The sequence below is a fragment of the Geothrix alkalitolerans genome, assembly GCF_022808885.1.
Lineage (GTDB): Bacteria > Acidobacteriota > Holophagae > Holophagales > Holophagaceae > Geothrix > Geothrix alkalitolerans.
Window position 1 is genome coordinate 667,592 of record NZ_JAKZLE010000001.1, and the last position, 24,692, is coordinate 692,283.

Here is a 24,692-nt window from a genome sequence, read left to right on the forward strand (position 1 = left end):
TCTGCGATCTCTGCGTTCTCTGCGGTTAAACAAAGAGGATTGGCGATGCCGAAGCGAACGGATCTGAAAAGTGTGCTGGTGCTGGGCTCGGGGCCCATCCAGATCGGCCAGGCCTGCGAGTTCGACTATTCGGGGACGCAGGCGCTGAAGGCGCTGCGGGAGGAGGGCATCCGCACCATCCTGCTCAACTCCAATCCGGCCTCGATCATGACGGACCCTGGCCGGGCGGACGCCACCTACATCGAACCGCTCACGCTGAGTGTGTTGGAGAAGGTGATCGAGGCCGAGAAGCCCGACGCCATCCTGCCCACCGTGGGCGGCCAGACGGCCCTCAACTTGGCCATGGAGGCCTTCGAGAGCGGTCTGCTGGAGCGCACGGGCGTCAAGCTGATCGGCGCCCAGCCCGAGGCCATCAACCGCGGCGAGGACCGCCAGCTCTTCAAGGCCCTGATGGATGACCTGGGCCTGGAGACCTGCCGGGGCGGCTTCGCGCACAACATGGCCGAAGCCCGCGATCTCCTGAAGCTCACGGGCTTTCCCGCCATCATCCGCCCCAGCTTCACCCTGGGCGGCAGCGGCGGGGGCATCGCCTACAACGTGGACGAGTTCGAGACCATCGTGGCCCGGGGCCTGGACCTGAGCCCCACCAAGCAGGTGCTCATCGAGGAGAGCATCCTGGGCTGGAAGGAGTTCGAGCTGGAGGTGGTGCGCGACCTGGACGACAACGTCGAGGTGATCTGCTCCATCGAGAACTTGGACCCCATGGGCGTCCACACGGGCGACAGCATCACGGTGGCCCCGGCCCTCACGCTCACGGATCCGGAGTACCAGCGCATGCGCGACGCGGCACTGGCGGTCATCCGCGCCGTGGGCGTGGAAACGGGAGGATCGAACATCCAGTTCGCGCTCGATCCCGAGACCAGCCGCATCATCGTCATCGAGATGAACCCGCGCGTGAGCCGCAGCTCGGCGCTGGCGTCGAAGGCCACGGGCTTCCCCATCGCCTGGGTGGCCACCAAGCTGGCCCTCGGCTACCGGCTGTGGGAGCTGCCCAATGCCATCACCCGCATGACCAAGGCCGCCTTCGAGCCCGTGCTGGATTACGTGGTGGTGAAGATCCCGCGCTTCACCTTCGAGAAGTTCCCCCAGGCCGAGAAGGTGCTGGGCACCCAGATGAAGAGCGTGGGCGAGGTCATGAGCCTGGGCCGCAGCTTCCAGGAGGCCCTTCAGAAGGCCATCCGCTCTCTCGAGGAAGGCCACCGGGGCATGTCCGGGGCCTTGGAGGGCAAGCTGGACCTGGGCCGCCTCAAGGAGCACCTGCTCATCCCCGGGCCCCAGCGCATCTTCTGGGTCTACCACGCCCTGAAGGCGGGTCACAGCGTCGAGGAGCTGCACCGCCTCACGAAGATCACCCCCTGGTTCCTCCGCGAGATCGAGGAGATCGTGGTGCTGGAGGGCCGCCTGCGGAGCTTCCCCGTGGACCGGCTCCCGGTGGAGCTGCTGGAGAAGGCCAAGCGCGCCGGGTTCGCCGACGACCAGATCTCCGTGTTCTGCTCGGGGACGGAAGCCGAAGTCGCCGCGCGACGCGAGGCCCTGGGCCTGCGCCCCGCCTACAAGCGGGTGGACACCTGCTCGGGCGAGTTCAAGGCCGAGACGCCCTACCTCTACGGCACCTGGGAGGACCACAGCGAAGCGGAACCGACGGACCGCCCCAAGGCCATCGTGCTGGGCAGCGGCCCCAACCGCATCGGCCAGGGGGTGGAGTTCGACTGCTGCTGTGTGCAGGCCGTGGAGGCCATCCGTGCCAACGGGGTCGAGGCCATCCTCGTCAACTGCAACCCGGAGACCGTCAGCACGGACTTCGACACCAGCGACCGCCTCTACTTCGAACCCCTCACCTTCGAGCACGTGAAGGCCGTGGTCGATCGGGAGGCCGCGGGCGGCAAGCTCCTCGGTGTCTTCGCCCAGTTCGGCGGCCAGACGCCCCTGAAACTGGCCTCGCCCCTGGATGCCGCGGGCGTGAACCTGCTGGGCACACCCCTCAACACCATCCTGGATGCCGAGGACCGCGAGCGCTTCGGGCGCGCCCTCAAGCGCCTGGGCATCCCCGCGCCCGCCTGGGGCATGGCCACCAGCTTCGAGCAGGCCAAGGAGATCGCCCAGCGGCTCAACTACCCGGTGATGGTGCGTCCCAGCTTCGTGCTGGGCGGCCGGGCCATGGCTGTGGTCTTCGATGACAAGGGCCTGGAGAAGTACATGCGGGAGGCTGTGGCGGTGAGCAACGACCAGCCCGTGCTGCTGGACCGCTTCCTGGACGGGGCGCAGGAGCTGGATATCGACGTGGTGTGCGACGGCGAGGAGGTGGCCATCGCGGGCCTGCTGGCGCACATCGAGGAGGCCGGCATCCACTCGGGCGACAGCTACGCCGTGATCCCGGCCCTGGGGGTACCGGAAGACATCCTGGAGACCGTGAAGGGCTACGCGCGCAAGCTGGCCCTGGACCTGGGTGTGAAGGGCCTCATGAACCTGCAGTTCGCCGTGAAGGACGGCGTGGCCTACTGCCTGGAGGCCAATCCCCGGGCCAGCCGCACGGTGCCCTTCGTGAGCAAGGCCACGGGCGTGGACTGGGCCGGCGTCGCCGCCCGCATCGGCCTGGGCCAGAGCCTGAAGCAGCAGGGCATCACCGATGGCGTGCCCCGGGCCGTCTCAGTCAAGGGCGTGGTCTTCCCCTTCGCCAAGTTCCCGGGCGTGGATCCGGTGCTGGGCCCCGAGATGAAGAGCACCGGCGAGGTCATGGGCATCGGCGAGACCTTCGGCGAGGCCTATGCCAAGGCCCTGCTGGCGGCGGGCATCCCGCTGCCCCTGTCGGGCACGGTGTTCCTCACGGTCAACGACCGGGACAAGGCCCGCCTGCCCGAGCTGGCCCACAAGCTGGTGGCCCTGGGCTTCGGCCTCTGCGCCACGGAGGGCACGGCCCGCACGCTGGAGTCCGTGGGCCTCAAGGTGCGGAAGATCTTCAAGGTGAATGAGGGCCGGCCCAACGCCGTGGACCTCCTGAAGAACGGCGAGGTGCAGTGGGTGATCAACACGCCCCTGGGCCGCGACGCCTTCTTCGACGAGAGCGCCATCCGCCGCGAGGCCCTGCGCCTGAAGATTCCCTGCCTCACCAACCTCAGCGCCGCGCTGGCCGCCTGCGAAGCCGTCGAGACCCTCCGTGGCGAAATGAAGGTGCGGGCGATCCAGACGTTGGCATAAAGAGCGGAACCGCGAATGGCGCGAATGAGCGCGAATAAGGATTGGCTCGCCTTCCCATCTTTGCGTCCATTCGCATCATTCGGGGTTAGAGTCTTTTTTTCCAGGAGGTGCCCATGGCCGTCCAAGATCGCATCCAGTCGTTCCTGGCTTCCGGGCCCTTCGCGGTGGTGGGGGCCAGCACGGACCGCTCGAAGTACGGCAACAAGGTGCTGCGCTGCTACCAGCAGCACGGGCATGAGGTCTATCCCATCAACCCCAAGGCCCCTGAGGTGGAGGGGCTGAAGGCCTACCCCTCACTGGCGGCGCTGCCGGTGAAGGTGCCGGCCATCTCCGTCATCACGCCGCCCGCGGCCACGGAACAGGTGGTGCGCGAGGCCGCCGCAGCGGGGGTGAAGCACATCTGGATGCAGCCCGGCGCCGAGAGCGACGCGGCCGTCCGCGCGGCAGAATCCCTGGGCATGAGCGTCATCGCAGGCGGGCCGTGCCTGCTGGTGGTGATGGGGTACCACGAGGGCTGAATCTGCTGCGCACATTCGGCAGGGAATTCGCATTGCGAATTCAAGGAACATTCCTTCCCGACTGGATTCGTGCAGCGAATTCAGCCTACGCCAGCCCCAGGCTCCGCCTCACTTCCAGCCGGTCCTCCTCGTGGGCCTGGATCAGCTTGGGCACTTCGTTCCGCCACAGCTTCGATAAATCGGCGAAGGAGATGGTCGGCTTCGCTTCGGCGCCAGGGGTCGAGGGTTCGGTTGAGTCCTGCGAGTACGTCCCGCGGGTACCAGGTTCGGGGGTCATGGGTTTGGATCCTCAGTAGGGAAAGGTAAGCGGTCTGGAGCTGGTAGGCAACCACGGAATCGACAGGCTTGGGGCGGGCCCGCACGGCGGCGATGGCTTCGTGCCCCGTGGTCATGTGGTCCGGACCTTCATCTTCCACGCGCACGTGGTAGAGGCGCAGGGAGCGGCCCGCCCGGGGCGCGAACCCCAGGAAGGTGAAGGGGGCCCAGGCGTGGGCACGGGCCATGCGGTCCAGGGGCACATAGCGCCCTTCGCGCTCGGAGCGGGCCAGCATGGCCTTGAGGGCGCCGCCGGGGTCGCGGTCGGTGTAGGCGAGGTGGACCTCGTGGCTGCCCGCGCTCCGGATGCGGTCCAGGAGGAAGGCCACGCCATCGGGATCCGTGTGCGGCGCGTCGAACACGGCGCCGAAGGCGGAGCCAAGCGCCAGGGCGTTGGTGGTCTTCCCTGTGGCCTGGCCGCCCATGAAGATGATCACCGGCCCGCCCTGGGCCTGGGCCAGGGCCCGGTCCCGGAGGCGCTTGCCGAGCGCGTTTAGGTGCACGGCGGCCCGGCCGGCGGGATCTTCCAGGGCCTCGTAGCCCTGGGTGGGGTTCTGGCGGAGGGTGGGCAGCAGGGTGGCGAGCAGGTCGCCATTCACCAGCTGGCCCTTCAGGGTGCCGGGCCGGGCCGCGTAGTCGTCGAGGGCCGGGCCGGCGTGGCGGGCCAGGTCCGCAGCCTCGGCCTCCAGGGCTTCGCGCAGCTCCTTCCTCCGGCCTTCGTCCAGCTCCCAATAGGAGCGGCGCTCGTGCCAGGGGACCTGCTGCCAGGGCAGCGGGGCCGGGGAGGGAAGGGGGGACATGGCCCCAAGCCTACTGGATGACGGGGGATCCGACACCCTATCCTCGAAGCCATGCCCGCGCCCGCCTCCATCCTCCTGTTTCCCGGCCAGGGCACCGAGGCCGTGGGGATGTCCCAGGGATGGGAGGCCCACGAAGCCTGGATGGCGACCCTGGCGGCCGCAGAGGCCCGCACGGGCAGGCCTCTGCGGCAGGCCATGGCGAAGGGGCCCCTGGACCTGCTGCGGTCCCAGCGGTTGGCGCCCTGCGCCGTGCTGGCCCATTCCGTGGGCGTCTACCGGGCCTGGCGCGCGGCGGGCATGCCCCTTCCGGTCGCCGCCACGGGGCACAGCATGGGGTTCTACTCCGCCCTCGTGGCGGCGGGCGTGGTGCCGCTCGAAGCGGCCCTCGACCTCATCTCCGCGGTGGAGGATCTCAGCGAGGCCGCCTTCGGCCCGGGGGCCATGGGCATGGCCTTCCTCATCGGCGTGACGGAGCTGGAGGTGCGGCGCGCCCTGACGAACCAGCCGGAGCTGGTGCTATCGAACCGCAACGGCCAGGCCCAGTTCACGGTCTCGGGGCCCGTGCCCGCGCTGGAGGCGCTGGTGTCGGCGCTGGGCCCCTCCGCCCTGAAGGCGGGGCTGCTGCCTGTGCGCCATCCCCTGCACGGTCCCCACATGGCGGCCCTGCTGCCTGCCATCACCCGGAGGCTCGCGACGGTGGTGCCGGCGGAACCCGCGTTCCCCCTGATCTCCCACTTCGACGGGCGGATCCTGGACACGGGCGCGGCGGCCTGGGACGAGGGCATCGCCTCCGTGGGCCTGCCCGTGGACTGGCTGGCGGTGGTGGCCCGGCTGCAGGCGCTGGGCGCACCCCTCGCGGAATGCGGCCATGGCCGGCAGCTGGCGGGGCTGACCCGCTGGGCCGTCCGTGACCTGGCGGTGGCTTCGCTCCAGATGGCTCCGGAGCCGTAAAAAAACGTTTCAACAATCATCCGTGCATCTAGATGTTCAGGGCGGGGGTCTGCCATGATGGGCCATCTTTGGGTCTGGATGCGTCCCATGCCGGTGTCCCCTCTCATCCTTGGTGAAGCACTGGCGAATCGCTGCTCCCAGGTGCTCTATCGCTGCATGGAGGAGGTGGGCAGCACCAAGGGCGCCCTCTACCTCCGCGTGCCCGGGCAGGGCGCCTTCGAGGTGGTGAGCTTCTACGGATGGCCCCGGGGCACCCGCCCGCCCGTATCCATCCCAGAGGGCCACCCGCTCCTGGTGAGGACCCAGCGGGCGCGCCGGACCTACGTGGTGAACGACACGTCGGAATCGCCGGAGCTGTCCGCCTTCGGCCAGGGCGGGGAGTGGCCCCGCTACCTCATCACGCCGGTGTACCTCCAGGGCGACTGGGTGGGCCTCCTGATCCAGCGGGATCGCATCAAGGGCGGAACCTTCGAGGTGGAGCGGGACGAGCCACCCACCCTGGCCATCTGCGGGGACCTGGTGGGGGCCCTGAAGGAATTCCACTTCTTCGGCGGGGCCCGCACGGTCAACCCCGCGCCTCCCATCGGCCCGGGCGTGGTGCCGGAAGGCCTGCCCACCGCGGCCGATCTCCTGGAGGAACTCGCGCCCGCGCCGGAACCGCTCCTGGCGCCGGCCCGACCCACCGAGCACCCCCGCGCCCCGGGGCCGGGAGTCCACTCCGCCGGCCCCTCGAGCAGGGAGCGCCTCTACGGATTCCCCGGTGGCAGGGAAGGCTACGGCTCGCTTCCCTGGGAGCCGGACCGCTCCCTCAGCGGCTGGGTGGCCCCCGCCCCCGCCAATCCGGATCGCCAGAAGGGCATGGTGCGGCCCGAGCAGCGGGCCTTCTTCTGGGAGATCGCCGGCCTCATCAGCCAGATCCTCCCGGCCACCGCCGTGGCCCTCTGGATCGAGGACCCCGAGGAGATCCGGCCCATCCTGGCCTTCAGCACGCTGCCCCTGTCGCCGGACCTGCAGCAGCAGATCCTGGCCCACGCCACCTTCCACCTCCCCAAGGTGAGGGAACCGGACCTGCGCCTCATCACCCGGACCGAGATGCCGGAAGTGCCGCCGCTGACGGGGGCCTTCGCCACCTACATGCCCCTCCTGCTCAACGAGACGCCCCAGGGGCACGACCTTGTGATGGTGTTCCGCCTGGAGGACCAGTCCTTCTCCCTCGCCGAGATCGAGGCCATCCGGCAGCTGAGCCGGGTGCTGGCCCTCCACCTGCAGGAGGCGAGGCTCCACGAGCGCTACCACCAGGCCTTCCTGTCCGTGAGCCATCGCATCCTGCAGTCCAGCGAGATCCGAGTGCCCAACCTCCGGCCCCACAGCCTGGCCACCGCGCGCCTGGCGCGGGACCTGGCGCTCCTGCTCGACCTGCCCACGGAGGAAGTGGAAGCCGTGAGCATCGCCGCCATGCTCCATGATGTCGGCCTGCTGCTGCTGGACCCCCAGATGCTCGCCAAGCCGAAGCTGAGCGACGAGGAGATGAAGAAGGTCCGCAGCCATCCGGAGCTGGCGGCGGTCTTCCTCAAGGACCTGCGGTTCCCCTTCGACGTGGTCCGCATGATCCGCCATCACCACGAGCACTGGGATGGCCGGGGCTATCCGGACGGCCTGCGGGAGACCGCCATTCCCATGGGCAGCCGGATCATCGGCCTCATCGAGGCCTACGAGGTCATGACCAGCGGGAAGGGATACCGCCGGCCCCAGGGCTTCCGCCAGGCGCTGGCGGAGCTGCGGAACGAGGCGGGTTCCCAGTTCGATCCCGCAGTCGTGGAAGCTTTTACCGAGCTCATGGCACGTAAGGGGGAACGGGCCTGATATTTTAGGCCTGGAGCATTCATGCGGACCGCCTCCTCATTCCGTACCCAGCGCGGCTTCACCATGGCCCTCGCCCTGGCCATGGCCGTCGTGATGGGCGTGATGCTCATGAAAGCCGGTCCCCTGATCAGCGCGGAGGTCCAGCGGGAGAACGAGGCCGAGCTGATCTTCCGGGGCGAGGCCATCGCCGCGGCCCTGCGGGTCTATTTCGCGAAGAACAACCGCTACCCCACGGACTTGGACGAGGTGATGAAGGTCCGCCCCCGCATCCTCCGCCAGAAATACCGCGACCCCATGACCAGCAGCGGCGAGTGGGAGTACCTCACGCAGGTGCAGCCTGGGGCCTCCGGCGACACGCAGGGGCTGCCCATCGTGGGCGTGCGCAGCCGCTGCGAGAAGGACAGCATCCACGCCTACCAGGGCAAGACCCTGGTGCGGGACTGGATGTTCAGGGCCGACGAGAACCTGCTCGGAGGCAACGTCACCGAGAACGAGCGGACCCGGCGCAACCCGCGGGGAACCACGCCGACCGTCTCGAAGCCCTGAGGTCCCCGGCGTGGCGTTTCGGCTTCTCCTCCTTCTGCTGGTGTGCGCTGTCCCGTCCCGCGCCCAGGGTCTCCGGGCCTGGGTAAGGGGCCTGGAGGCCCGCGGGGTCGCGGTGTCCGCGGGGATCTGGGATGTGGACACGGGCAGGGCGCTGGAGCGCCATGATGACAACGTGGCTCTCGTACCCGCCAGCACCACCAAGGTGGTCACCACCTACGCCCTGCTGAAGACGCTGAAGCCTGACACCACCATCGAGACCGAGGTCTGGGGCGACCTGAGGGATGGCGTGGTGCAGGGAGACCTTGTGTTCAAGGGCGATGGCGACCCGCTCTTCACCAGCGAGCGGATCTGGATGCTGGCCCAGTCTCTGAAGAAAGAGGGCCTCCGGCGGGTCCTCGGGACGGTGCGCCTGGACCAGAGCGCCTTCGACGCCCAGCGCGAGCCCCAGGGCTGGGAGAACACCTCGGTCGATACCCTGCCCGTGGTGCGGGCCCTGTCCGTGGATTTCAACCGGGATGACCGGGGCCGCATCCTCGAGGATCCTGAACGCCAGGCCCGGGAGATCATCATCAGGATCCTGCGGGAGACCGGCATCATGGTGGAGGGCGGCGCCGCCGGGCCGGACGTGCCGCGGAAGCTGGCCACCTGGACTTCGCCGCCTCTGCGCGCCCTCGTGCAGGACATCAACAAGTGGTCCAACAACTTCATGATCGAGATGTTGACCCGCCGGTTCGGCGCGGGCTCCTGGCCCCGGGGCGTCCAACGCATCCAGGCCTTCTACCAGTCCGCCTTCAACCTGGGGCCGGAGGCGATCCGGATCACGGATGGCTCGGGCCTCAGCAAGGAGAACCGCCTCTCGGCCCGCACCCTCGCCATCATCCTGCGCGGGGCCTACCACGACTTCGAGGTGGGGCCGGAGTTCGTCTCGTCGCTGAAGATCATCGGCGGCGAGCCCTGGAAGCTGAAGATCAAGGACCCCAACCTCACGCGGCGGATCCGGGTGAAGACGGGCCACCTGGACCGCGTCACCAGCCTCTGCGGGTATCTGCAGACCTTCGACGGGAAGGTGCGCGTGTTCGCGATCCTGCTGAATGGACCCACCCGGGACGAGGACGTCTGGGAGCAGGTCTCCCGCTGGGCGAACTGAGAGCCTGGGATCCTTGCCGGCAGACCGGTCCGCGGGTGATGCTGGAAGGATGGATGGGACACAGGCGGGGACGCCGGATCCGAGAGGCCTGGCGGCCCTGATCCTCGGGGCTTCGCTCCTGGGGTTCGCGGCCATGCTCGTGCGCTGGGCCGCGCCCGCGGGACCGCTGGCGGTGGGCTTCTACCGCATGGCCATCGCCCTGCCGCCCGTGGCCTGGCTCGCCTGGCGGGCCCGAAACTCGGCGAGGCGCGACGCCGGGAAGTCCCGTCTCTGGGCCGGCGTGGCAGGCCTCTGCTTCGTGGGGGACCTCTGGATGTGGCACTCGTCGCTCCATCACACGAGCGCCGCCAACGCCACCTTGCTGGTGACCCTGGCGCCCATCTGGGTGGCGGTGGTCTCCGTGGTCTGGCTCGGGGCCAGGCTGCGGCGCCAGTTCTGGCTGGGCGTGGCGCTGGCCCTGGGCGGCGCCCTCATCCTGGGCCTCGCCAAGGGTGCCCGCTGGGGCACGGGCCTGGGCGAGCTGCTGGGGGCCCTCGCCTCCCTGGCCTACGGAGCCTTCACGCTGGCTCTGGGGCGTGCGCGCCAGGAGCTCAGCGCCCCGGAGGCCCTGTTCTGGGTGGTGCTCTGCTGCATGGTGGGGTTCGGGGTCCTGGGCCTCGCGCAGGGGGAGGCCTTTTCTGGCTACCCCGCCCGGGCCTGGTGGGCCCTGGCCGGCCTGGGCCTGGTCGTGCAGGTGGTGGCCTGGTGGCTCATCACCTGGGGCATCGGCCACGTGTCCACGAACCTGGGCGCCATGGGCCTCATGACCCAGCCCGTGGCCACGGTCATCCTGGGGTGGCTGCTGCTCGGGGAGTCCGTCCGGCCGTTGCAAGGCGTGGGCACGCTCCTGGTTCTGGCGGGCATCGCGGCCTGCGCCCTGGCGCCGCCCCTGCCGGAGAAGAAACCTACTCGGGCGTGAGGACGCCCCGTTCCTCGCGGTAGGCAAAGAGCTCGCCGAAGCGGCCCCACGCGGCCCCCTCCGCGATCGCAAGCCAGAGGCGCAGCGGGAGCGGGAGCACGCGACTGGATGTCGCGTGCGATCGGGGCGGTCGTCAGGTGGGGCCTGGCCGGATGCTATTCCGGTGTGAGGACGCCGCGCTCCTCGCGGTAGGCGAAGAGCTCACCGAAGCGGCCCCACGCGACGAGCGTCTCGAAGGTCTTCTCCGGGTCCTCCATGGGCAGGCGCGTGGCCAGCTCCTGGAGGAGGACCTCCTCGGACAGCTCGCCATCCTCGAGGTGCATCATCTCCTGCACCACGCGGAAGAGCCGCAGCTCGAGGAGCTGGGCCCGCCAGAGGTCCTTGCGGTCGTCCATGTTGGCGTTCACGAACCGCTTGCCCAGCGGCGTGAGGAGGACGGCGCGCTTGGGCGTGTCCACGAGATCCAGCATCTCGGCGGCCTTCACCGTGGTGAGCACCTTCTCGAAGGCGACGTGGGTGTGCGAGGCCACCTGAAAAAGATCGCTGGTGCCGCCCTGCGTCTCTAGGAACTCCAGCAGGCCCAGGATGTCGCCGCTCTGGGCCTGGGGGAGGGGTTCCACCTGGTCCTCCTGGACCGCGGCGCTGGGGATGGGAGCGGTGACCTGGACGTCGGGCAGCTCCGCGCTGGTGAAGATGTCGTGGAGGTGGTCCACCAGCTTCATGAACTCCGGCGAGCGGCTGTCCCGCGGCCGGGCCATGGGCACGTCCACGATGGTGCGGAGGGTGCCGGGGCTGCCGGAGAGGATGGCCACGCGGTCGGCCATCAGCAGGGCCTCGCGGATGGACTGGCTGACCATCACGATGGCGGAGGGGTTGCGCTCCTTGTCCGCCCAGATGTCCATGATCTCGGCGCGCAGCGCCTCTGCCGTGAGGGCGTCCACCTGGCTGAAGGGTTCGTCCATGACCAGGATCTCGGGGTCCACGGCCAGCGCCCGGGCCACGCCCACGCGCTGCTTGGTGCCGCGGGAGAGCTCGCGGGGGAAGGCCTCCTCGAAGCCTTCGAGGCCGACCTTGCGGATGGCCTGGTGGGCCCGCTCGCGCACCTCGCCCTCGGGCAGGTCGCGGGCGCGGAGCACCACCCGGACGTTCTCTTCCACGGTCATCCACGGATAGAGGGCGAAGCTCTGGAACACCATGGCCACGCCGGGGTTCAGGCCGTCGAGCTTCTCCCCGTGATGCCGGACTTCGCCCTGCGTGGGCGGCATCAGGCCCGCGAGGAGGCGCAGGAGGGTGGACTTGCCCGAGCCGTTGGGGCCGATGAGGCAGAGGATCTCGTCTGGGCGCACATCGAGGCGGATGTCCTCCAGGACGCGCTGGACCTTGCCGCGGTGGCCCTTGAAGCGCATCTGGACGCCGCGGAGTTCACAGATGGGGGAGGTGTAGGGAAGCTGCATGTCCACCTCAGCGGTTGAGCGCGTAGCGGGTCTCGGCCAGGCGGTAGAGCGGCACCCAGACGAGGCGGTTGAAGAGGACGACGATGGCCGCCATGAGCAGGGCGCTGGCGGCGAGGTGGGGCATGGAGCCGCGCTCGGTGGCCAGCACCACCTCCGCCCCCAGGCCGAAGGTGCGGAGCGTGTGCTGCTTGGCGGTGACGATCTCGGTGATGATGCTCGCGTTCCAGGCGCCGCCGGTGGCCGTCACCCAGCCCGTGACCAGGAAGGGGAAGACCGCCGGGAAATAGAGGGTCCAGCAGCGCTTCCACAGGGACATCCGGTAGGCCTTGGAGGCCTCCCTCAGATCCGCGGGGATGGCCTGGGCCCCCGCGATGATGTTGAAGAGCAGGTACCACTGGGTGGACAGCACCATCAGCAGCACGCAGCTCACGCCGAGGCCGATGCCCAGGGAGCTGAACACCAGGATGAGGGACGCGAAGATCAGGGAGGAGGGGAAGGAGGCCGCCACCTGGACCACGGACTGGAGGCGCCGCGACCAGACCGGGGACATGCCGATCCACAGCCCCACGGGCAGCGTCCAGAGGGTGGCCAGGAGCGTGGAAAGCAGCACCCGGGACAGAGAGGCGCCGCCGGCTTTCAGCAGCTGCACCCATTTCTCGGCGTCGACCTCCGCAAGCAGGCGCACCACGGAGACCCCGCCGAGGGCGATCAGGGCCAGCACCCCCAGCATGGCGGAGGCGCCCACCCAGGAGAGCAGGCGGCCCGGGCGCTCGATCTCCTGCTGGGCCTTGCGGATGAGGGCGGGCCGCGGGGTTCGCTGCTGCAGGCGCTGGTTGCGGCGCATCTCCAGCCACTTGAGCAGGCGCGAGCGGCGGAAGAGCCGCAGCAGCCAGTTGTCGCCCGGGTCCACCTCGGCGCCTTCGTCCACCTGGAAGCGCTGGGACCAGGCCACCACGGGGCGCCAGACCAGCTGATCCAGCAGCACCACCAACACCAGCATGGTCAGGATGGCCCAGATCTGGGCCCGGCCGTTGCCCTGCTCCACCGCGGTGTTCATGTACGAGCCCACGCCCGGCAGCTGGAAGTTCTTGTCGCCGGCCCTGAAGGCCTCGGCGGACATGAGGAAGAACCAGCTGTTGGCGACGCTCACCATGGAGTTCCACACCAGGCCCGGCGTGGCGAAGGGGATCTCCACCCAGCGGAGCTTCTGGAGCCAGGTGAAGCCGTACAGGCCCGAGGTCTCCTCCAGTTCCTTCGGAATAGTCTTCAGCGACTGATAGAAGCTGAAGGCCATGTTCCAGGCCTGGCAGGTGACGATGAGCAGCACGGCCGACAGCTCCAGCCCGATGTTGCTGCGGGGGAAGAGGGTGAGCATGAGCAGCAGCACCGGCGGGAGGAAGGCCAGGAGGGGCACGCTCTGCAGGATGTCGAGGATCGGGACGAGGATGCGCTCGGCCAGGGGATCCTTGGCCGCCCAGTAGGCCACCACCAGCGTGAAGGCGAGGGACACGAGGTACGCGGCCACGGCGCGGATCAGCGAGAGCAGGAGGTACTTGGGCAGGGCCCAGGCGCTGAGGTCGATCACCACTGTGGGGCGCTGGACGGAAGCCCACTCCTTCCCCACCAGCCAGAGCGCGGCCAAGGTGCCCGCGAGGGCCGCCAAGACGAGCAGGTCGATCCAGCGCCGGCGCCGGATGGGCGCCGTCAGAAGGTTCATCGCCTGGCCCCAGACGCTGTCAAGCAATCGGTGGATCATGGCCGGTCCGGAGACTCGGAAGGGGCGCGGACGAGCGCGCCGCCATCCCATTCAGGGTGCGGATTCGGGGGAGCCGGGGATGGCCGCCTCAGCGGGCGGCGCACCACGACGGAGGTTCGGAAAGGTCGGATTGTCGTCCCATCGAACCTCCTTTCCGGCGCCGGGGCCAGGGCCAGTCTGACCGCCCCGCATGGGGGGGGTCAACCCGGGAAGTGCTTCACCTGCAGCCTCAAAGGGGGCACCATGAACGGTCCAACGGGAGCGGAATCGTGCGGGAAGGCATTCGTGGCGACCGCTGAGGAGCGGGTGCTGGCCTTGGCCGTGGCCCGTGGCCTGCTCGAGCCCGCCGACGCTGCCTCTCGTGGGCTCGACGAGCTGGTCGCCGCCGGGCGCCTCGCCGAAGGGGACCGGCGGATGCTGGAGCAGGACCTGGCCGACCTGCAGGCGGTGGACGCGACCCACTGGTCCCTGGAGGTCACGGCCCAGGCGCCGGGGAGGCCGGACGGGGTGCCGCCAGAGGTGGCCCTCCTGGCGGATCCGTCGGATCCCGCCCTTGAATCCGTCCTCCCTCCGGCGGCCCATCGGCAGAGCGGCATCTTCCGGGCCCGGACCCTCGAGCGCTGGGGCCGGTTCGAATCCCTTGAGCTGCTCGGCGAAGGCGGCATGGGCCGCGTGTTCCGCGCCACGGACTCGCGTCTCCGCCGGGTGGTGGCCCTGAAGCTCCTGCGGCGGGACGATCCGGAGCTCATCCGGCGGTTCATCCACGAGGCCCAGCTCCAGGCCCGGGTCGATCATCCGAACGTCTGCCGGGTGCATGAGATCGGCGAATGGCGCGGCCAGCCCTACATCGTCATGCAGTTCATCTCCGGCGAAACCTTCCTCCAGGCCGCCCACACCCTGTCGCTGGAAGAGCTGCTCCGCCTGATGAAGGAGGTCTGCGAAGGGGTCCATGCGGCCCATCGCATGGGGCTCATCCACCGGGACCTGAACCCGGCCAACCTGATGGTGGAGCGGCTGGAGGACGGATCCACCCGGGCCAGCGTGCTCGACTTCGGGCTGGCCCGGGGCCTCGGGGACGGGCGGCTCACGGAGACCGGGCGGGTCATGGGCACCGTCAGCTACATGTCGCCCGAGCAGGCCCGTGGGCATACGGCCCTGCTGGACCGCCGGACGGACGTCTACTCTCTGGGCGCCACCCTCTACGAACTGCTGACCGGGAATCCGCCCTTCGAAGGAGAAGGGCTCGAGCGGATGTCGCGCATCGTGAGGGACGATCCCGTGCCGGTTCGGCGGCTGGTGCCTACGATCCCGGCCGACCTCGACACTGTGGTGCTCACCTGCCTCCAGAAGGATCCGCGCCGCCGGTACCCCACGGCCAGAGCCCTGGGAGACGACCTCCAGCGCATCCTGGACGGCGAGCCCATCCAGGCCCGCGCGGCGACGCCCATGGAGCAGCTCGGGCGCCGGATCAGGAAGCACAAGGCCCTTGTGGCGGCTTCGGCGGCGATCCTCCTCACCGCCGCCGTCTTCGGGGGATTCGCGCTGAGGGAGCGGCTGCGCGCCCAGGCCCAGGCCGCCTACGCCCAGCGCTTCGCCCAGGCCGCGGAACGGATCGAGGCCTTGGCCCGCTACCTGCGCATCCAGCCGGCGAGGGATCTGACCCGCGACCAGGCGGACCTCCGGGCCCGGGTCGAGGCGCTGTCCCAGGAGGTCCAGGCCGCGGGATCGCTGGCCGCGCCGCCGGGCGCCTACGCCTTGGGGCGGGCGCGCCTGGCCCTGGGCGATCCCGCCGGGGCCCGGACCCAGTTGGAACGGGCCTGGGCCCTGGGGTTCCGGACACCGGAGGCCGCCCATGCCGAAGGCCGGGCCCTGGCCGCGATCTACCAGATCGAGCTGGGCAAGGCCGCCGCCTTGCCGGATCCGGAGTTGCGGCGACGCCGACTCGATGAGCTGAAGGATTCCCTGCGGAATCCCGCGGCGGACTGGCTGAGACGCGGCGCCAGCGCCAGCCTCGAGCCCCAGGCCTTCCGGACGGGGCTGCTCATGCTGATGGAGGGCCAGCCCCAGGAAGCCATCCGGCTGGCGCGGGAGGCCCAGGCCCAGGCCCCCTGGTTCTACGAGGCCCTGCGCCTGGAGGCGGAGGCTTGGCTGGTCCAGGCCCGCTTCGCCCAGGAAGCCGCGGTGGCCAGGCCGGCCCTGGATGCCGCAGGCAGGGCCCTCGCGGAGGCGGAACTCCGGGCACCCTGCGACGTGGACCTTCTCGAGCTGGATCTGCGGCGCTGGCAGGAGGCAGTGGCGCAGGGCTGGCAGACCGGGGCGGATCCGGAGGCCCCGGTCCTGGCCCAGGTGGCCGTGGCCGACCGCTGGGCCCGGCTCGAGCCCACCGCCGCCGGACCATTGGCCTGGCGGGCTCGGGCCCGCGGGGAGATGGCGCGGTTCCTGACCTTCCAGGAAAAGGATCCCGGAGCCTGGCTGAGCCGGGCCAGGACGGATGCGGAAGAGTCCCTGCGGCGGGATCCCGGCGAAGTCGAGGCCTTCGCGGCCCAGGCCTCCGTGCTCCGCACCGAGGGTTACCGCCTGATGAGCCGGGGGGCGGATCCCTCGTCCCGGCTGGAGGAGGCCATGGCCGCCGCCGATCAGGGCCTCCGCCTGGATCCGGCGCACATCGTCCTCATGAACATCCGCAATTCCGCCCTGCTGGCCTGGATCGACCATGCCCGCCTGAGTGGAACGTACCAGCGCGCGGCTGTGCTGCCATACCTCCAGATGGCCCGGGTTGAGGCGGGGGCCCATCCTGAAGACGCGTATTACCAGGGGAACCTGGGCGGGGTGGCTCAAGCCATGGCGAAGGCCGAGTTGGCATCCGGCCAGGACCCTACCGCCGACGTGGAGGAGGCCGTTCGAGCCTATGAAGCTGGTCTGAGGCTCCAGCCACGTCACACAGGCCTTCATCGGGGCATTCTTATCGCATGGGCGGTCCAGGCCCGGGCCATGGCAAGGAAGGGGGGGGACCTCTCAGGCGTCGCCGAGCAGGCGCGAGCGGCGTTCCAGCGAGCACAGAGCGTCGAAGTGCCCCTTGAGACCTTGACGCCCTTTTTTCTCGACGTCCTCACTTCGGCTGCGACCCGGGCCTTGGCGCAGGGCCAGGAGGCCGGCGCCTATCTGGACGAGGCTGGGCGGCTGCCCGTCCAACAGGACAGCAGATCCGAAGACCCGGTGGAGCCAGGCGCGATCCGGCTGCGCTACATCGCCCTCATGCTGCGCTCAGGCCATCAACCCCAGCCGCCGGCCCTACGGGAGACAGGGAATGCCATTGCCAGCGCCCTGATGCGCCTCAAGCCCGTGGATTCCGGCTTTTGGATGGCCCTGGCTCAATTCCGGGAAGCTACAGGCGACTCTGCCGCCGCAGCCCAGGCACGAGCGCGAGGCAGGGCCCTGCAGGCCGGGAGCAGGCCCATCAACCGTTGATGGGGTTCATGGTGCTCTTGCAGAGGAACGCCGGGGCGGTGCCATCGGGCTTGGGCAGGGTCCAGAGCTGGTCCACCACGCCGGGGCTTATCAGGATGTCGGGCTGGTCGCCGATGAGGCTCGCGGCCTGGGGAAAGTGCTGGAGGAAATCCTCCCGGGTCATGCGCTTGCCTTCCGCCGGACCGCCTCTGTCGTAGAACTTGCGGAACACCTGCACGGCCCGGTCGCTCCACACGAGCGCATCGGAGGTATTGGGATCGATGGCGAGGGTCCGCGCCGTGCCGTCGGGCATGAGCACGTCCAGGGTGATGCCGGTGATTCTGGGCCGGGGTGCGATGGGCATGGGACCTCCTGTGGGATGAGCCGGAGGGTGGGCTCGGTCCGGCTCAGGGGCGGGGCACGGCTTGGAGCAGCTGAGCGATGACCTGGTCCGTGGTGGCGCCGTCGGCCTCGCTCTCGAAGGTGAGCAGCAGGCGGTGGCGCAGCACGTCCGGGGCCAGGTCCACCACGTCCTGGGGCAGCACGTGGTCGCGGCCCTGGAGGTAGGCCAGGGCGCGGGTGGAGGCTTGGAGCGAGAGCGAGGCCCGGGGGCTGGCGCCGCAGCGAAGCAGCTCCTTGCCCTTCCACACCTTGCCGTGGCCGGGACGCGTGGCCTGCACCAGCTTCACGATGTAGGTCCGGATGGCGTCGTCCAGCCGCACCTTCTGGGCCTCGCGGCCCGCGGCCAGAAGGCTGGCGGCGTCCACCACGGGGTTCACCTCGTCGCCGTTCAGGTGCGCGCGGCGCAGGACCTCCACTTCCTCCTCGGCCTTGGGGTAGTCCACCCGGAGCTTGAAGAGGAACCGGTCCATCTGGGCCTCGGGCAGGGGGAAGGTGCCCTCCTGCTCCAGGGGGTTCTGGGTGGCCAGCACGAGGAAGGGATCCGGCAGGCGGAAGCTCTCCTCGCCCAGCGTGACCTGCCGCTCCTCCATGGCCTCCAGCAGGGCGGCCTGCACCTTGGAGGGGGCCCGGTTGATCTCGTCGGCCAGCACCAGGTTGGCGAAGATGGGGCCGCGCTTGGGCGTGAAGGTGAGCTGCTTGGGATCGAACACCAGGGTGCCCACCACGTCGCTGGGCAGCAGATCCGGCGTGAACTGGATGCGGTGGAAGGTGGTGTGGCTGGCCGAGGCCAGGGTCTTGATGGTGCGGGTCTTCGCCAGGCCCGGCAGGCCCTCCAGCAGCACGTGGCCGCGGCAGAGCAGGGCCACCACCAGCCGGTTCAGCAGCTGGGGCTGGCCCACGATCACTTTGCGGCATTCGGCGAGCAGGGGTTCGAGGGCGGCGGAGGCGTTGGACATGATGCGACCATTCTGACCGCCCCGCTCCAGGCCTGGGAACCCGCAATCGGTGGATCCGGCGGATGAGCCGGGTCGGGCGTACCATGGGGGACGTCCGCCCGGGGGAGCGATGCTCCGACCCGCCATGACACCCGCGCCTGGGGACCACGTCGTGCGCTACGTGGGCGATCGTTTGCGCCTGGACCTGGCCCATCCCGCGCTGGGGCACGCCGGCTGGCGGGCCTTCCTCCGCACGAACCTCACCCGGGGCGATCGAGCCCAGGAGGAGATCCTGGCCCGGGCCGGCACCCTCCCCGGCGAGGCCCTCACCTTCGCCGGGGCCGCCTGGCGGGATCTGCCCCTCCAGACCGAAGAGGGCGGCTGGTCCCTGGATCTGGTCCTCACGGAGCCTGGGCCCTTCCGCGCCAAGGCCTACGCGGTGGATCCCGCCGGCTACCAGCACTGGCCGGCGGGGGACGACCTGGGCGTGAGCGTCCTGCCGGACCGGCTGCGCACGGCCAACCTCGTCTACTGCGCCTTCCCCCGCATGTTCGGCCCCGCCCGTGCCTTCCGGGAGACGCGGGATTCAGCCCGGGAGGCTGCCTGGGCCGAGCTCGACGGGCAGGGGATGACGGTGATTCCGCCCTCGGGCACCCTGCGAGACCTCACGGCCTGCCTGCCCCACATCTTCGACACGCTGGGCTGCCGCATCCTGCACCTGCTGCCGGTGGGGCCGGTGCCCACCACCTTCGCCCGCATGGGGCGCTTCGGCAGCCCCTACGCCCAGCTGGACCTCACCGCCATCGACCCCGCCCTGGCGGTCTTCGACCGGCGCACCACGGCCGTGGACCAATTTCGGGAACTGGCGGACGGCGTGCATCTCCGGGGCGGAAGCCTCTTCCTGGACATCGTGGTGAACCACACGGGATGGAGCTCCCGGCTGATGGAAACCCACCCGGAGTGGTTCCGCCGGGAACCGGACGGGAGCTTCCACAGCCCTGGCGCCTGGGGTGTCACCTGGGGCGACCTCGCGGAGCTGGAGGGCGGCCCGCCCGCCTTCTGGGAGACCGTCGCCGAGTCCCTGCTCACCTGGTGCCGCCGCGGGGTGGACGGTTTCCGGTGCGATGCCGGGTACCTGGTGCCCATGCCCGTCTGGCAGTACCTCGGCGCCCGGGTGCGGCGGGAATTCCCCGACTGCGCGTTCCTTCTCGAGGGCCTGGGCGGAAGCTGGGAGGCCACCGAGCGCCTCCTGGGCGAGGGTGGCCTGCAGTGGGCCTACTCGGAGCTGTTCCAGAACCACGAGCCCCGCGCCGTGGCGGCCTACCTGGACCATTGCCTCCGCCATGCGCCGCGGCTGGGCCCCCTGGTGCACTTCAGCGAGACCCACGACAACGACCGCCTGGCCGCGCGGGGAGCCGCCTGGTCCCTGATGCGCACCCGGCTCTGCGGTCTGGCGAGCCACTGTGGAGCCTACGGCTTCACCACCGGGGTGGAGTGGCTGGCAGCGGAAAAGCTGGACGTTCACGAGGCCCGGGGCCTGGCTTGGGGCGCCGAGCCGAACCTCGTGCCGGAGCTGGCGGCCCTCCACCGCCTGCTGGCGGAGCATCCCTGCTTCTTCGACGGCGCGGCGGTGGCGCGCCTGAGCCCGGAGGATTCTCCGGTGCTGGCGCTGGCCCGCCGCTCCGCCGAGGGGCTGGACCGCTGCCTGGTACTTGTGAACCTGGACGTGCGCGAGCCCCGGGAGCTGATTCTGGCGGAGACGGCCTGGACCAGCCTGGGGGCGCCTGCCCTGGACCTGCTGGGCACGCCGCCGGAGATCCGGCGTTCCGAGGGCCGCGTGGGGTTCCTCCTCCACCCCGGCGCGGCCCACTGTCTGGCGGACCGGCCTGCCCCTGCGGGACTCTCCGGCGAGGCCTACCGCGCCCGCCGAGCCCAGGCCGCCTGGGGCTTCCAGCGGCTGGCCGAGGCCATCCCCGCGGAGGCCATCGGGCCCTGCGACTGGCGCCTGCTGGCGGCGCGGGTGGACCGGGATCCCGCGGCCTTCCTGGCGGCCCTGCCGCGCCTGGACCCCGCGCGGGCCTCCGCGGACCTGCTCGGCGCCCTGGATGCGGCGGCGAGCGGGGACCGCTACCCCGCCGTGGCCCTCTGGGGACCCGAAGATGCCGCCCGGGTCTTGCCCGTGCCGCCGGGGCACCGGGTTCTCATCGAGGATGACCTGCCGTTTTCCGCGACGCTCCGTGCGGTCGGGGCCTTGGACCTGAACCTGCGCTCGATCCCGGCCGGGGGCCGGCACTTCGCCGCGCTGGCCCCGCGGCCGGGCGATGCGGCCGGCCTGGCGGACCTCCACCTGGACCGCTTCGGCGAGGAAGGGCCCCCGATCCGGGGACAGCTCCAGTTCTGCCCTGCGCTCCCGCGCTTCTCCAGCCACGGCGAATCGGGGCTGGCCCTGCTCACCAACGGCCTCGGCGGCATGGCCCGGCTGCACGCGGACCTGGGGGCCATCGCCTCGAAGTACGACTGCCTGCTGGGCGCCAACCTGCATCCGGACCTGCCCTGCGACCGCCATGTGCTGGTGAAGCGGCTCCGGGCCTGGGTCATCGCCGACGGGTTCCTCTCGGCCCTCGGGGCGGACAACCTCGAGGGCTTCGAGCCCGGCCCGCCGGCCCGCTGGCGCTTCCGGGTCCACGCCGGGGACGGGCGCACCGTGCCCGTCCACCTCGACGCGGAGATGCCGGAGGGCCGGAACGCGGTGGTGCTGAGGTTCCGCCGCGGAGCGGGGAAGGAGGTCTCCGGAGAAATCCGCGTGGACCTCACGGTGCGGCTGGACCTGGAGGACCGCAGCTTCCACGAGGAGACCACCTGGAGCCCGGAACTGGACCGCCGCTTCGCCGCAGCCACTTCCCCGCTGAGCGGCCATCCGGGCTTCCAGGTCCGCCTGGCGGCGGACCGCGAGCTGCGCGCCGGGAGCGAAGGGGGGAGATACCACCCCGAGCCCGAGTGGTGCCGGGGCATCCCGCATCCCGTGGAGGCCGGCCGGGGGATGCGGGCGCAGGGGGATGCCTGGAGTCCCGGCTGGTTCGAGCTGCCCCTTCCTCCTGGCGGCAGCCTGTCAATCACCGTGGACGCGGATCCGCAGGCGCGGTTCGCGAGAACCTCCCTGGAACCGCGCCCCTCTGGAAGGCCCGAGTCGGACAGCTTCGGCCGGCAGCTGGAGACTGCCTGCGCGGCCTTCCTGGCGCGCCGTGGGACCGGGACCACGGTCATCGCGGGCTATCCCTGGTTCCTCGACTGGGGCCGCGACACCCTCATCGCCGTGCGCGGCCTGCTGGCCGGGGGCTGGACCCGCGAGACCCTGGAGATTCTCCGGACCTTCGGCGCCCTGGAGCGGCACGGCACCCTGCCCAACCGCCTGGCGGCCTCGGAGGACGGGGACCGCGACACCTCCGATGCGCCGCTCTGGTTCGCCCTCGCCCTCGAGGAGGCCGCCGCCGTCCTGGGTCCCGAGGTCTATGCAACCGACGCTGGGGGGCGGCCCCTGGGGGCGGTGCTGCGCAGCCTGGCGGCGGGCTACCTGGCGGGCACGCCCAATGGCATCCGAGTGGATCCAGGCTCCGCCCTGGTCTGGAGCCCCGCCCACTTCACCTGGATGGACACGGCCCATCCCGCCGGCACGCCGCGCGAAGGGTACCCGGTGGAGCTGCAGGCCCTCTGGATCCGCCTGCTGCGCCAGCTGGCGCGGCTCGACGGCGAGGCCTCCGGGCGCTGGGACACCCTGGCCCTCCAGGCCGAGGCCTCGCTGGACCGCTTCTGGCTGCCCGCCTCCGGCTGGTTCGCGGACCTGCTGGCCGCGCCGGCGGGGTTGCCCGCGGCCCAGGGTGTCCCCCAGGACCACCTGCGCCCGAACCAGCTCTTCCTCGTGAGCCTGGGGCTCCTGCGGGGGGCCCGCGCCCGCCGGGTTGTGGAAGCGGCCCAGCGCCACCTGCTGGTGCCCGGCGCCCTGCGAAGCCTGGCCCCCCTTCCCGTGGCCGCGGCGCTGGAGATCCGCGATGCCGCGGGCCACCTGCTGAACGACCCGCGGCGCCCGTACTGGGGCCGCTACGAAGGTGACGACGACACCCGGCGCAAGCCCGCCTACCACAACGGCACGGCCTGGGTGTGGCTGCTGCCCACCTTCTGTGAGGCCCTCGCCGCCGCCTGGGACCAGGCGCCCGAGGCCGTGGCGGCGGCCCGGGCCCTCCTGGGGAGCCTGGGGACGCCGCTCGCGGAGGGCTGTGTGGGGCATCTGCCCGAGCTCGTGGATGGCGACGCCCCTCACGCCCAGCGGGGCTGCGACGCCCAGGCCTGGAGCGCCACGGAGGCGCTGCGGGTGTGGATCCAACTGTCCGGAGGTATCTGGAGCGGAGGACGCTGATGCCCCGGATCCCGTTCCCGTCGCGGCTGGGGCCGATGGACCACCACCTGCTCGCCGAGGGCACGCACCGCCGGGCCTACGAGAAGCTGGGGGCCCATCCGATGGTCGCGGGCGGCGTGGCTGGGACGGCCTTCGCGGTGTGGGCGCCCAACGCCCGCCGGGTGAGCGTGGTGGGGCCCTTCAACGCCTGGGACGGGCGCCGGCATCCCTTGCGGCCCAGCGACGCCGGCGTGTGGGAGGGCTTCGTTCCGGATGTGGGGCCGGGCGAGCTCTACAAGTTCGAGCTGCACGGGCCGCGGGGCGAGCTGCTCCCCCTGAAGGCGGACCCGTACGCGTTCCGTTGCGAGGTTCCGCCCGGCACCGCCTCCGTGGTGCACGGCCTGGGCGACTACGCCTGGGGCGACGCCGAGTGGATGGCGGTCCGGGGCCGCGTCCCCATCCACCGGGCGCCGTTCAGCGCCTACGAGGTGCACCTGGGCTCCTGGCGCCGCCGTCCGGACGGCGGCTACCTGAGCTACCGCGAGATCGCGGAACAGCTCATCCCCTACGTGCGCTACCTGGGCTTCACCCACGTGGAGCTGCTGCCGGTCGGCGAGCACCCCTTCTTCGGCTCCTGGGGCTACCAGCCGCTGGGCCTCTTCGCGCCCACCGGACGCTACGGCACGCCGGAGGACTTTAAGGCCTTCGTGGACGCCTTCCACCGGGCGGGCCTCGGGGTGGTGCTGGACTGGGTGCCCGCGCATTTCCCGGGGGACGCGCATGGTCTGGCCTCCTTCGACGGGACGCATCTCTACGAGCATGCCGATCCCCGCCAGGGCCGCCACATGGACTGGGACACCCTGATCTACAACTACGGGCGGCGGGAGGTGCAGACCTTCCTCATCTCCAACGCCCTGTATTGGCTGGACCGCTTCCACATCGACGGACTGCGCGTGGACGCGGTGGCCTCCATGCTCTACCTGGACTACAGCCGGAAGCCGGGCCAGTGGATCCCCAACCGCTACGGAGGTCGGGAGAACCTGGAGGCGGTGGCCTTCCTCCGACGCTTCAACGAGACGGTCTACGCGGAGCACCCGGACGCCTTCACCATCGCCGAGGAGTCGACGGCCTGGCCCATGGTCTCCCGGCCCACCTCCGTCGGCGGCCTGGGCTTCGGCTTCAAGTGGAACATGGGCTGGATGCACGACACGCTGGGCTATTTCGCCAGCACCATGCTCCACCGGCGGTACCACCAGGACGAGCTGACCTTCAGCATGCTCTATCACGGCACGGAGAACCACGTGCTGCCGCTCTCCCACGACGAGGTGGTCCATGGCAAGCGGAGCCTGCTCGGGCGCATGCCGGGCAGCGAATGGGAGCGCCTGGCGAACCTGCGACTCCTGCTGGCCTGGGCCTTCGCCCACCCGGGCAAGAAGCTGGTTTTCATGGGGACGGAGCTGGGCCAGACCCGGGAGTGGAACCACTCGACGGCGCTGGAGTGGGAGCGGCTGGATCAGCCGGAGCCCAAGGGCATCCACGACCTGCTCCGGGACCTGAACGCGCTGCACCGGGCGCGTCCGTCCCTCCACGAGGGCGACTGCGAATCCTGGGGCTTCGCCTGGATCGATTGCGGCGATCGCGCCAACAGCGTTCTTTCCCTTCTGCGGAAGCGCGCCGATTCCCGCGACGCCACCGCCGTGATTCTCAATTTCACGGCGATGGTCCACCGGGACTACCGCGTGGGCGTCCCCTTCCAGGCGGGTTGCCGGGAACTCCTGAACACCGATGCCGAGGTCTACGGTGGCCAGGGGTTCCTGAATCCCGGGAGACTGCGTCCAGAACCCATCCCGCGGCACGGGCACGGCCACTCGCTGATCTTGACCCTCCCACCCCTCGGCGCGGTCTTCCTGGCGGCCGAGCCTGGAGATGAGGCGTAGAATACCCGCCAGAGAATC

The 24,692-nt window shown here is 70.6% G+C and carries 15 protein-coding genes; 10 read left to right on the top strand and 5 right to left on the bottom strand.

Translation table 11 applies throughout. The annotated features are described in order from the left end of the window. Window positions 1-45 precede the first annotated feature (45 nt). Window positions 46-3,255 carry a carbamoyl-phosphate synthase large subunit gene (gene carB / locus MLJ35_RS02975; protein ID WP_243382856.1) on the top strand — a complete coding sequence of 1,070 codons (3,210 nt, stop codon included), beginning with the start codon at window positions 46-48 and terminating at the stop codon, window positions 3,253-3,255. Between the two features lie 113 nt (window positions 3,256-3,368). Further along, window positions 3,369-3,773 (top strand): CoA-binding protein, encoded by a 405-nt coding sequence (locus MLJ35_RS02980; protein WP_243382859.1) that lies wholly within the window; start codon window positions 3,369-3,371, stop codon window positions 3,771-3,773. An 80-nt stretch (window positions 3,774-3,853) separates the two neighbouring features. On the opposite strand, the gene MLJ35_RS02985 is transcribed toward MLJ35_RS02980, so the two are convergent. Continuing rightward, window positions 3,854-4,888, bottom strand: coding sequence for a hypothetical protein (locus MLJ35_RS02985; RefSeq protein ID WP_243382860.1), 1,035 nt, complete (start codon window positions 4,886-4,888; stop codon window positions 3,854-3,856). Between the two features lie 51 nt (window positions 4,889-4,939). On the opposite strand from MLJ35_RS02985, the gene MLJ35_RS02990 reads away from it, so the two are divergent. The 5 genes from MLJ35_RS02990 to MLJ35_RS03010 all read left to right on the top strand — a co-directional run bounded on the left by MLJ35_RS02990 (window position 4,940) and on the right by MLJ35_RS03010 (window position 10,353). After that, a complete protein-coding gene (locus MLJ35_RS02990; protein WP_243382862.1) occupies window positions 4,940-5,839 on the top strand; it encodes an ACP S-malonyltransferase in 900 nt (299 codons plus the stop codon). An 87-nt stretch (window positions 5,840-5,926) separates the two neighbouring features. Beyond that, window positions 5,927-7,702 carry an HD-GYP domain-containing protein gene (locus tag MLJ35_RS02995; protein ID WP_243382863.1) on the top strand — a complete coding sequence of 592 codons (1,776 nt, stop codon included), beginning with the start codon at window positions 5,927-5,929 and terminating at the stop codon, window positions 7,700-7,702. Between the two features lie 21 nt (window positions 7,703-7,723). Further along, window positions 7,724-8,248: a type II secretion system protein gene (locus tag MLJ35_RS03000; RefSeq protein ID WP_243320472.1), complete on the top strand. Its 525-nt coding sequence runs from the start codon at window positions 7,724-7,726 to the stop codon at window positions 8,246-8,248. Window positions 8,249-8,258: 10 nt separating this feature from the next. Next, entirely contained in the window at window positions 8,259-9,395 is a 1,137-nt protein-coding gene (locus tag MLJ35_RS03005; RefSeq protein ID WP_243382865.1) for a D-alanyl-D-alanine carboxypeptidase/D-alanyl-D-alanine-endopeptidase, read from the top strand. A 49-nt stretch (window positions 9,396-9,444) separates the two neighbouring features. Further along, window positions 9,445-10,353, top strand: coding sequence for a DMT family transporter (locus tag MLJ35_RS03010; protein WP_243382867.1), 909 nt, complete (start codon window positions 9,445-9,447; stop codon window positions 10,351-10,353). Between the two features lie 155 nt (window positions 10,354-10,508). On the opposite strand, the gene MLJ35_RS03015 is transcribed toward MLJ35_RS03010, so the two are convergent. Together MLJ35_RS03015 and MLJ35_RS03020 are read right to left on the bottom strand one after the other, a co-directional pair. Beyond that, complete coding sequence (locus MLJ35_RS03015; RefSeq protein ID WP_243294070.1) at window positions 10,509-11,807, bottom strand: ABC transporter ATP-binding protein; 1,299 nt, start codon at window positions 11,805-11,807, stop codon at window positions 10,509-10,511. Between the two features lie 7 nt (window positions 11,808-11,814). Beyond that, window positions 11,815-13,563: an ABC transporter permease subunit gene (locus MLJ35_RS03020; RefSeq protein ID WP_243382869.1), complete on the bottom strand. Its 1,749-nt coding sequence runs from the start codon at window positions 13,561-13,563 to the stop codon at window positions 11,815-11,817. 285 nt (window positions 13,564-13,848) lie between these two features. On the opposite strand from MLJ35_RS03020, the gene MLJ35_RS03025 reads away from it, so the two are divergent. Beyond that, window positions 13,849-17,031 (top strand): serine/threonine-protein kinase, encoded by a 3,183-nt coding sequence (locus tag MLJ35_RS03025; RefSeq protein WP_243382871.1) that lies wholly within the window; start codon window positions 13,849-13,851, stop codon window positions 17,029-17,031. Here MLJ35_RS03025 and MLJ35_RS03030 read toward each other — a convergent pair. Both MLJ35_RS03030 and MLJ35_RS03035 read right to left on the bottom strand, forming a co-directional pair. Further along, window positions 17,021-17,374 carry a hypothetical protein gene (locus MLJ35_RS03030; protein ID WP_243382873.1) on the bottom strand — a complete coding sequence of 118 codons (354 nt, stop codon included), beginning with the start codon at window positions 17,372-17,374 and terminating at the stop codon, window positions 17,021-17,023. The two genes, MLJ35_RS03025 and MLJ35_RS03030, sit on opposite strands and share 11 nt — an antisense overlap. A gap of 43 nt (window positions 17,375-17,417) precedes the next feature. Next, a complete protein-coding gene (locus tag MLJ35_RS03035) occupies window positions 17,418-18,368 on the bottom strand; it encodes an AAA family ATPase (RefSeq protein WP_243294066.1) in 951 nt (316 codons plus the stop codon). Between the two features lie 109 nt (window positions 18,369-18,477). On the opposite strand from MLJ35_RS03035, the gene MLJ35_RS03040 reads away from it, so the two are divergent. Together MLJ35_RS03040 and glgB are read left to right on the top strand one after the other, a co-directional pair. After that, window positions 18,478-22,758, top strand: coding sequence for an amylo-alpha-1,6-glucosidase (locus tag MLJ35_RS03040; protein WP_243382874.1), 4,281 nt, complete (start codon window positions 18,478-18,480; stop codon window positions 22,756-22,758). Next, a complete protein-coding gene (glgB, locus tag MLJ35_RS03045) occupies window positions 22,758-24,674 on the top strand; it encodes a 1,4-alpha-glucan branching protein GlgB (RefSeq protein WP_243382876.1) in 1,917 nt (638 codons plus the stop codon). Before MLJ35_RS03040 ends, glgB begins: the two co-directional genes overlap by 1 nt. The last annotated feature ends 18 nt before the right edge of the window (window positions 24,675-24,692 follow it).

Excerpts from the sequence above, each read along its gene's own strand:
- carB (WP_243382856.1), top strand. The coding sequence starts at position 46 with ATGCCGAAGCGAACGGATCTGAAAAGTGTGCTGGTGCTGGGCTCGGGG.
- MLJ35_RS02980 (WP_243382859.1), top strand. The coding sequence starts at position 3,369 with ATGGCCGTCCAAGATCGCATCCAGTCGTTCCTGGCTTCCGGGCCCTTC.
- MLJ35_RS02985 (WP_243382860.1), bottom strand. The coding sequence starts at position 4,888 with ATGTCCCCCCTTCCCTCCCCGGCCCCGCTGCCCTGGCAGCAGGTCCCC.
- MLJ35_RS02990 (WP_243382862.1), top strand. The coding sequence starts at position 4,940 with ATGCCCGCGCCCGCCTCCATCCTCCTGTTTCCCGGCCAGGGCACCGAG.
- MLJ35_RS02995 (WP_243382863.1), top strand. The coding sequence starts at position 5,927 with ATGCCGGTGTCCCCTCTCATCCTTGGTGAAGCACTGGCGAATCGCTGC.
- MLJ35_RS03000 (WP_243320472.1), top strand. The coding sequence starts at position 7,724 with ATGCGGACCGCCTCCTCATTCCGTACCCAGCGCGGCTTCACCATGGCC.
- MLJ35_RS03010 (WP_243382867.1), top strand. The coding sequence starts at position 9,445 with ATGGATGGGACACAGGCGGGGACGCCGGATCCGAGAGGCCTGGCGGCC.
- MLJ35_RS03015 (WP_243294070.1), bottom strand. The coding sequence starts at position 11,807 with ATGCAGCTTCCCTACACCTCCCCCATCTGTGAACTCCGCGGCGTCCAG.
- MLJ35_RS03020 (WP_243382869.1), bottom strand. The coding sequence starts at position 13,563 with ATGATCCACCGATTGCTTGACAGCGTCTGGGGCCAGGCGATGAACCTT.
- MLJ35_RS03030 (WP_243382873.1), bottom strand. The coding sequence starts at position 17,374 with ATGCCCATCGCACCCCGGCCCAGAATCACCGGCATCACCCTGGACGTG.
- MLJ35_RS03035 (WP_243294066.1), bottom strand. The coding sequence starts at position 18,368 with ATGTCCAACGCCTCCGCCGCCCTCGAACCCCTGCTCGCCGAATGCCGC.
- MLJ35_RS03040 (WP_243382874.1), top strand. The coding sequence starts at position 18,478 with ATGCTCCGACCCGCCATGACACCCGCGCCTGGGGACCACGTCGTGCGC.
- glgB (WP_243382876.1), top strand. The coding sequence starts at position 22,758 with ATGCCCCGGATCCCGTTCCCGTCGCGGCTGGGGCCGATGGACCACCAC.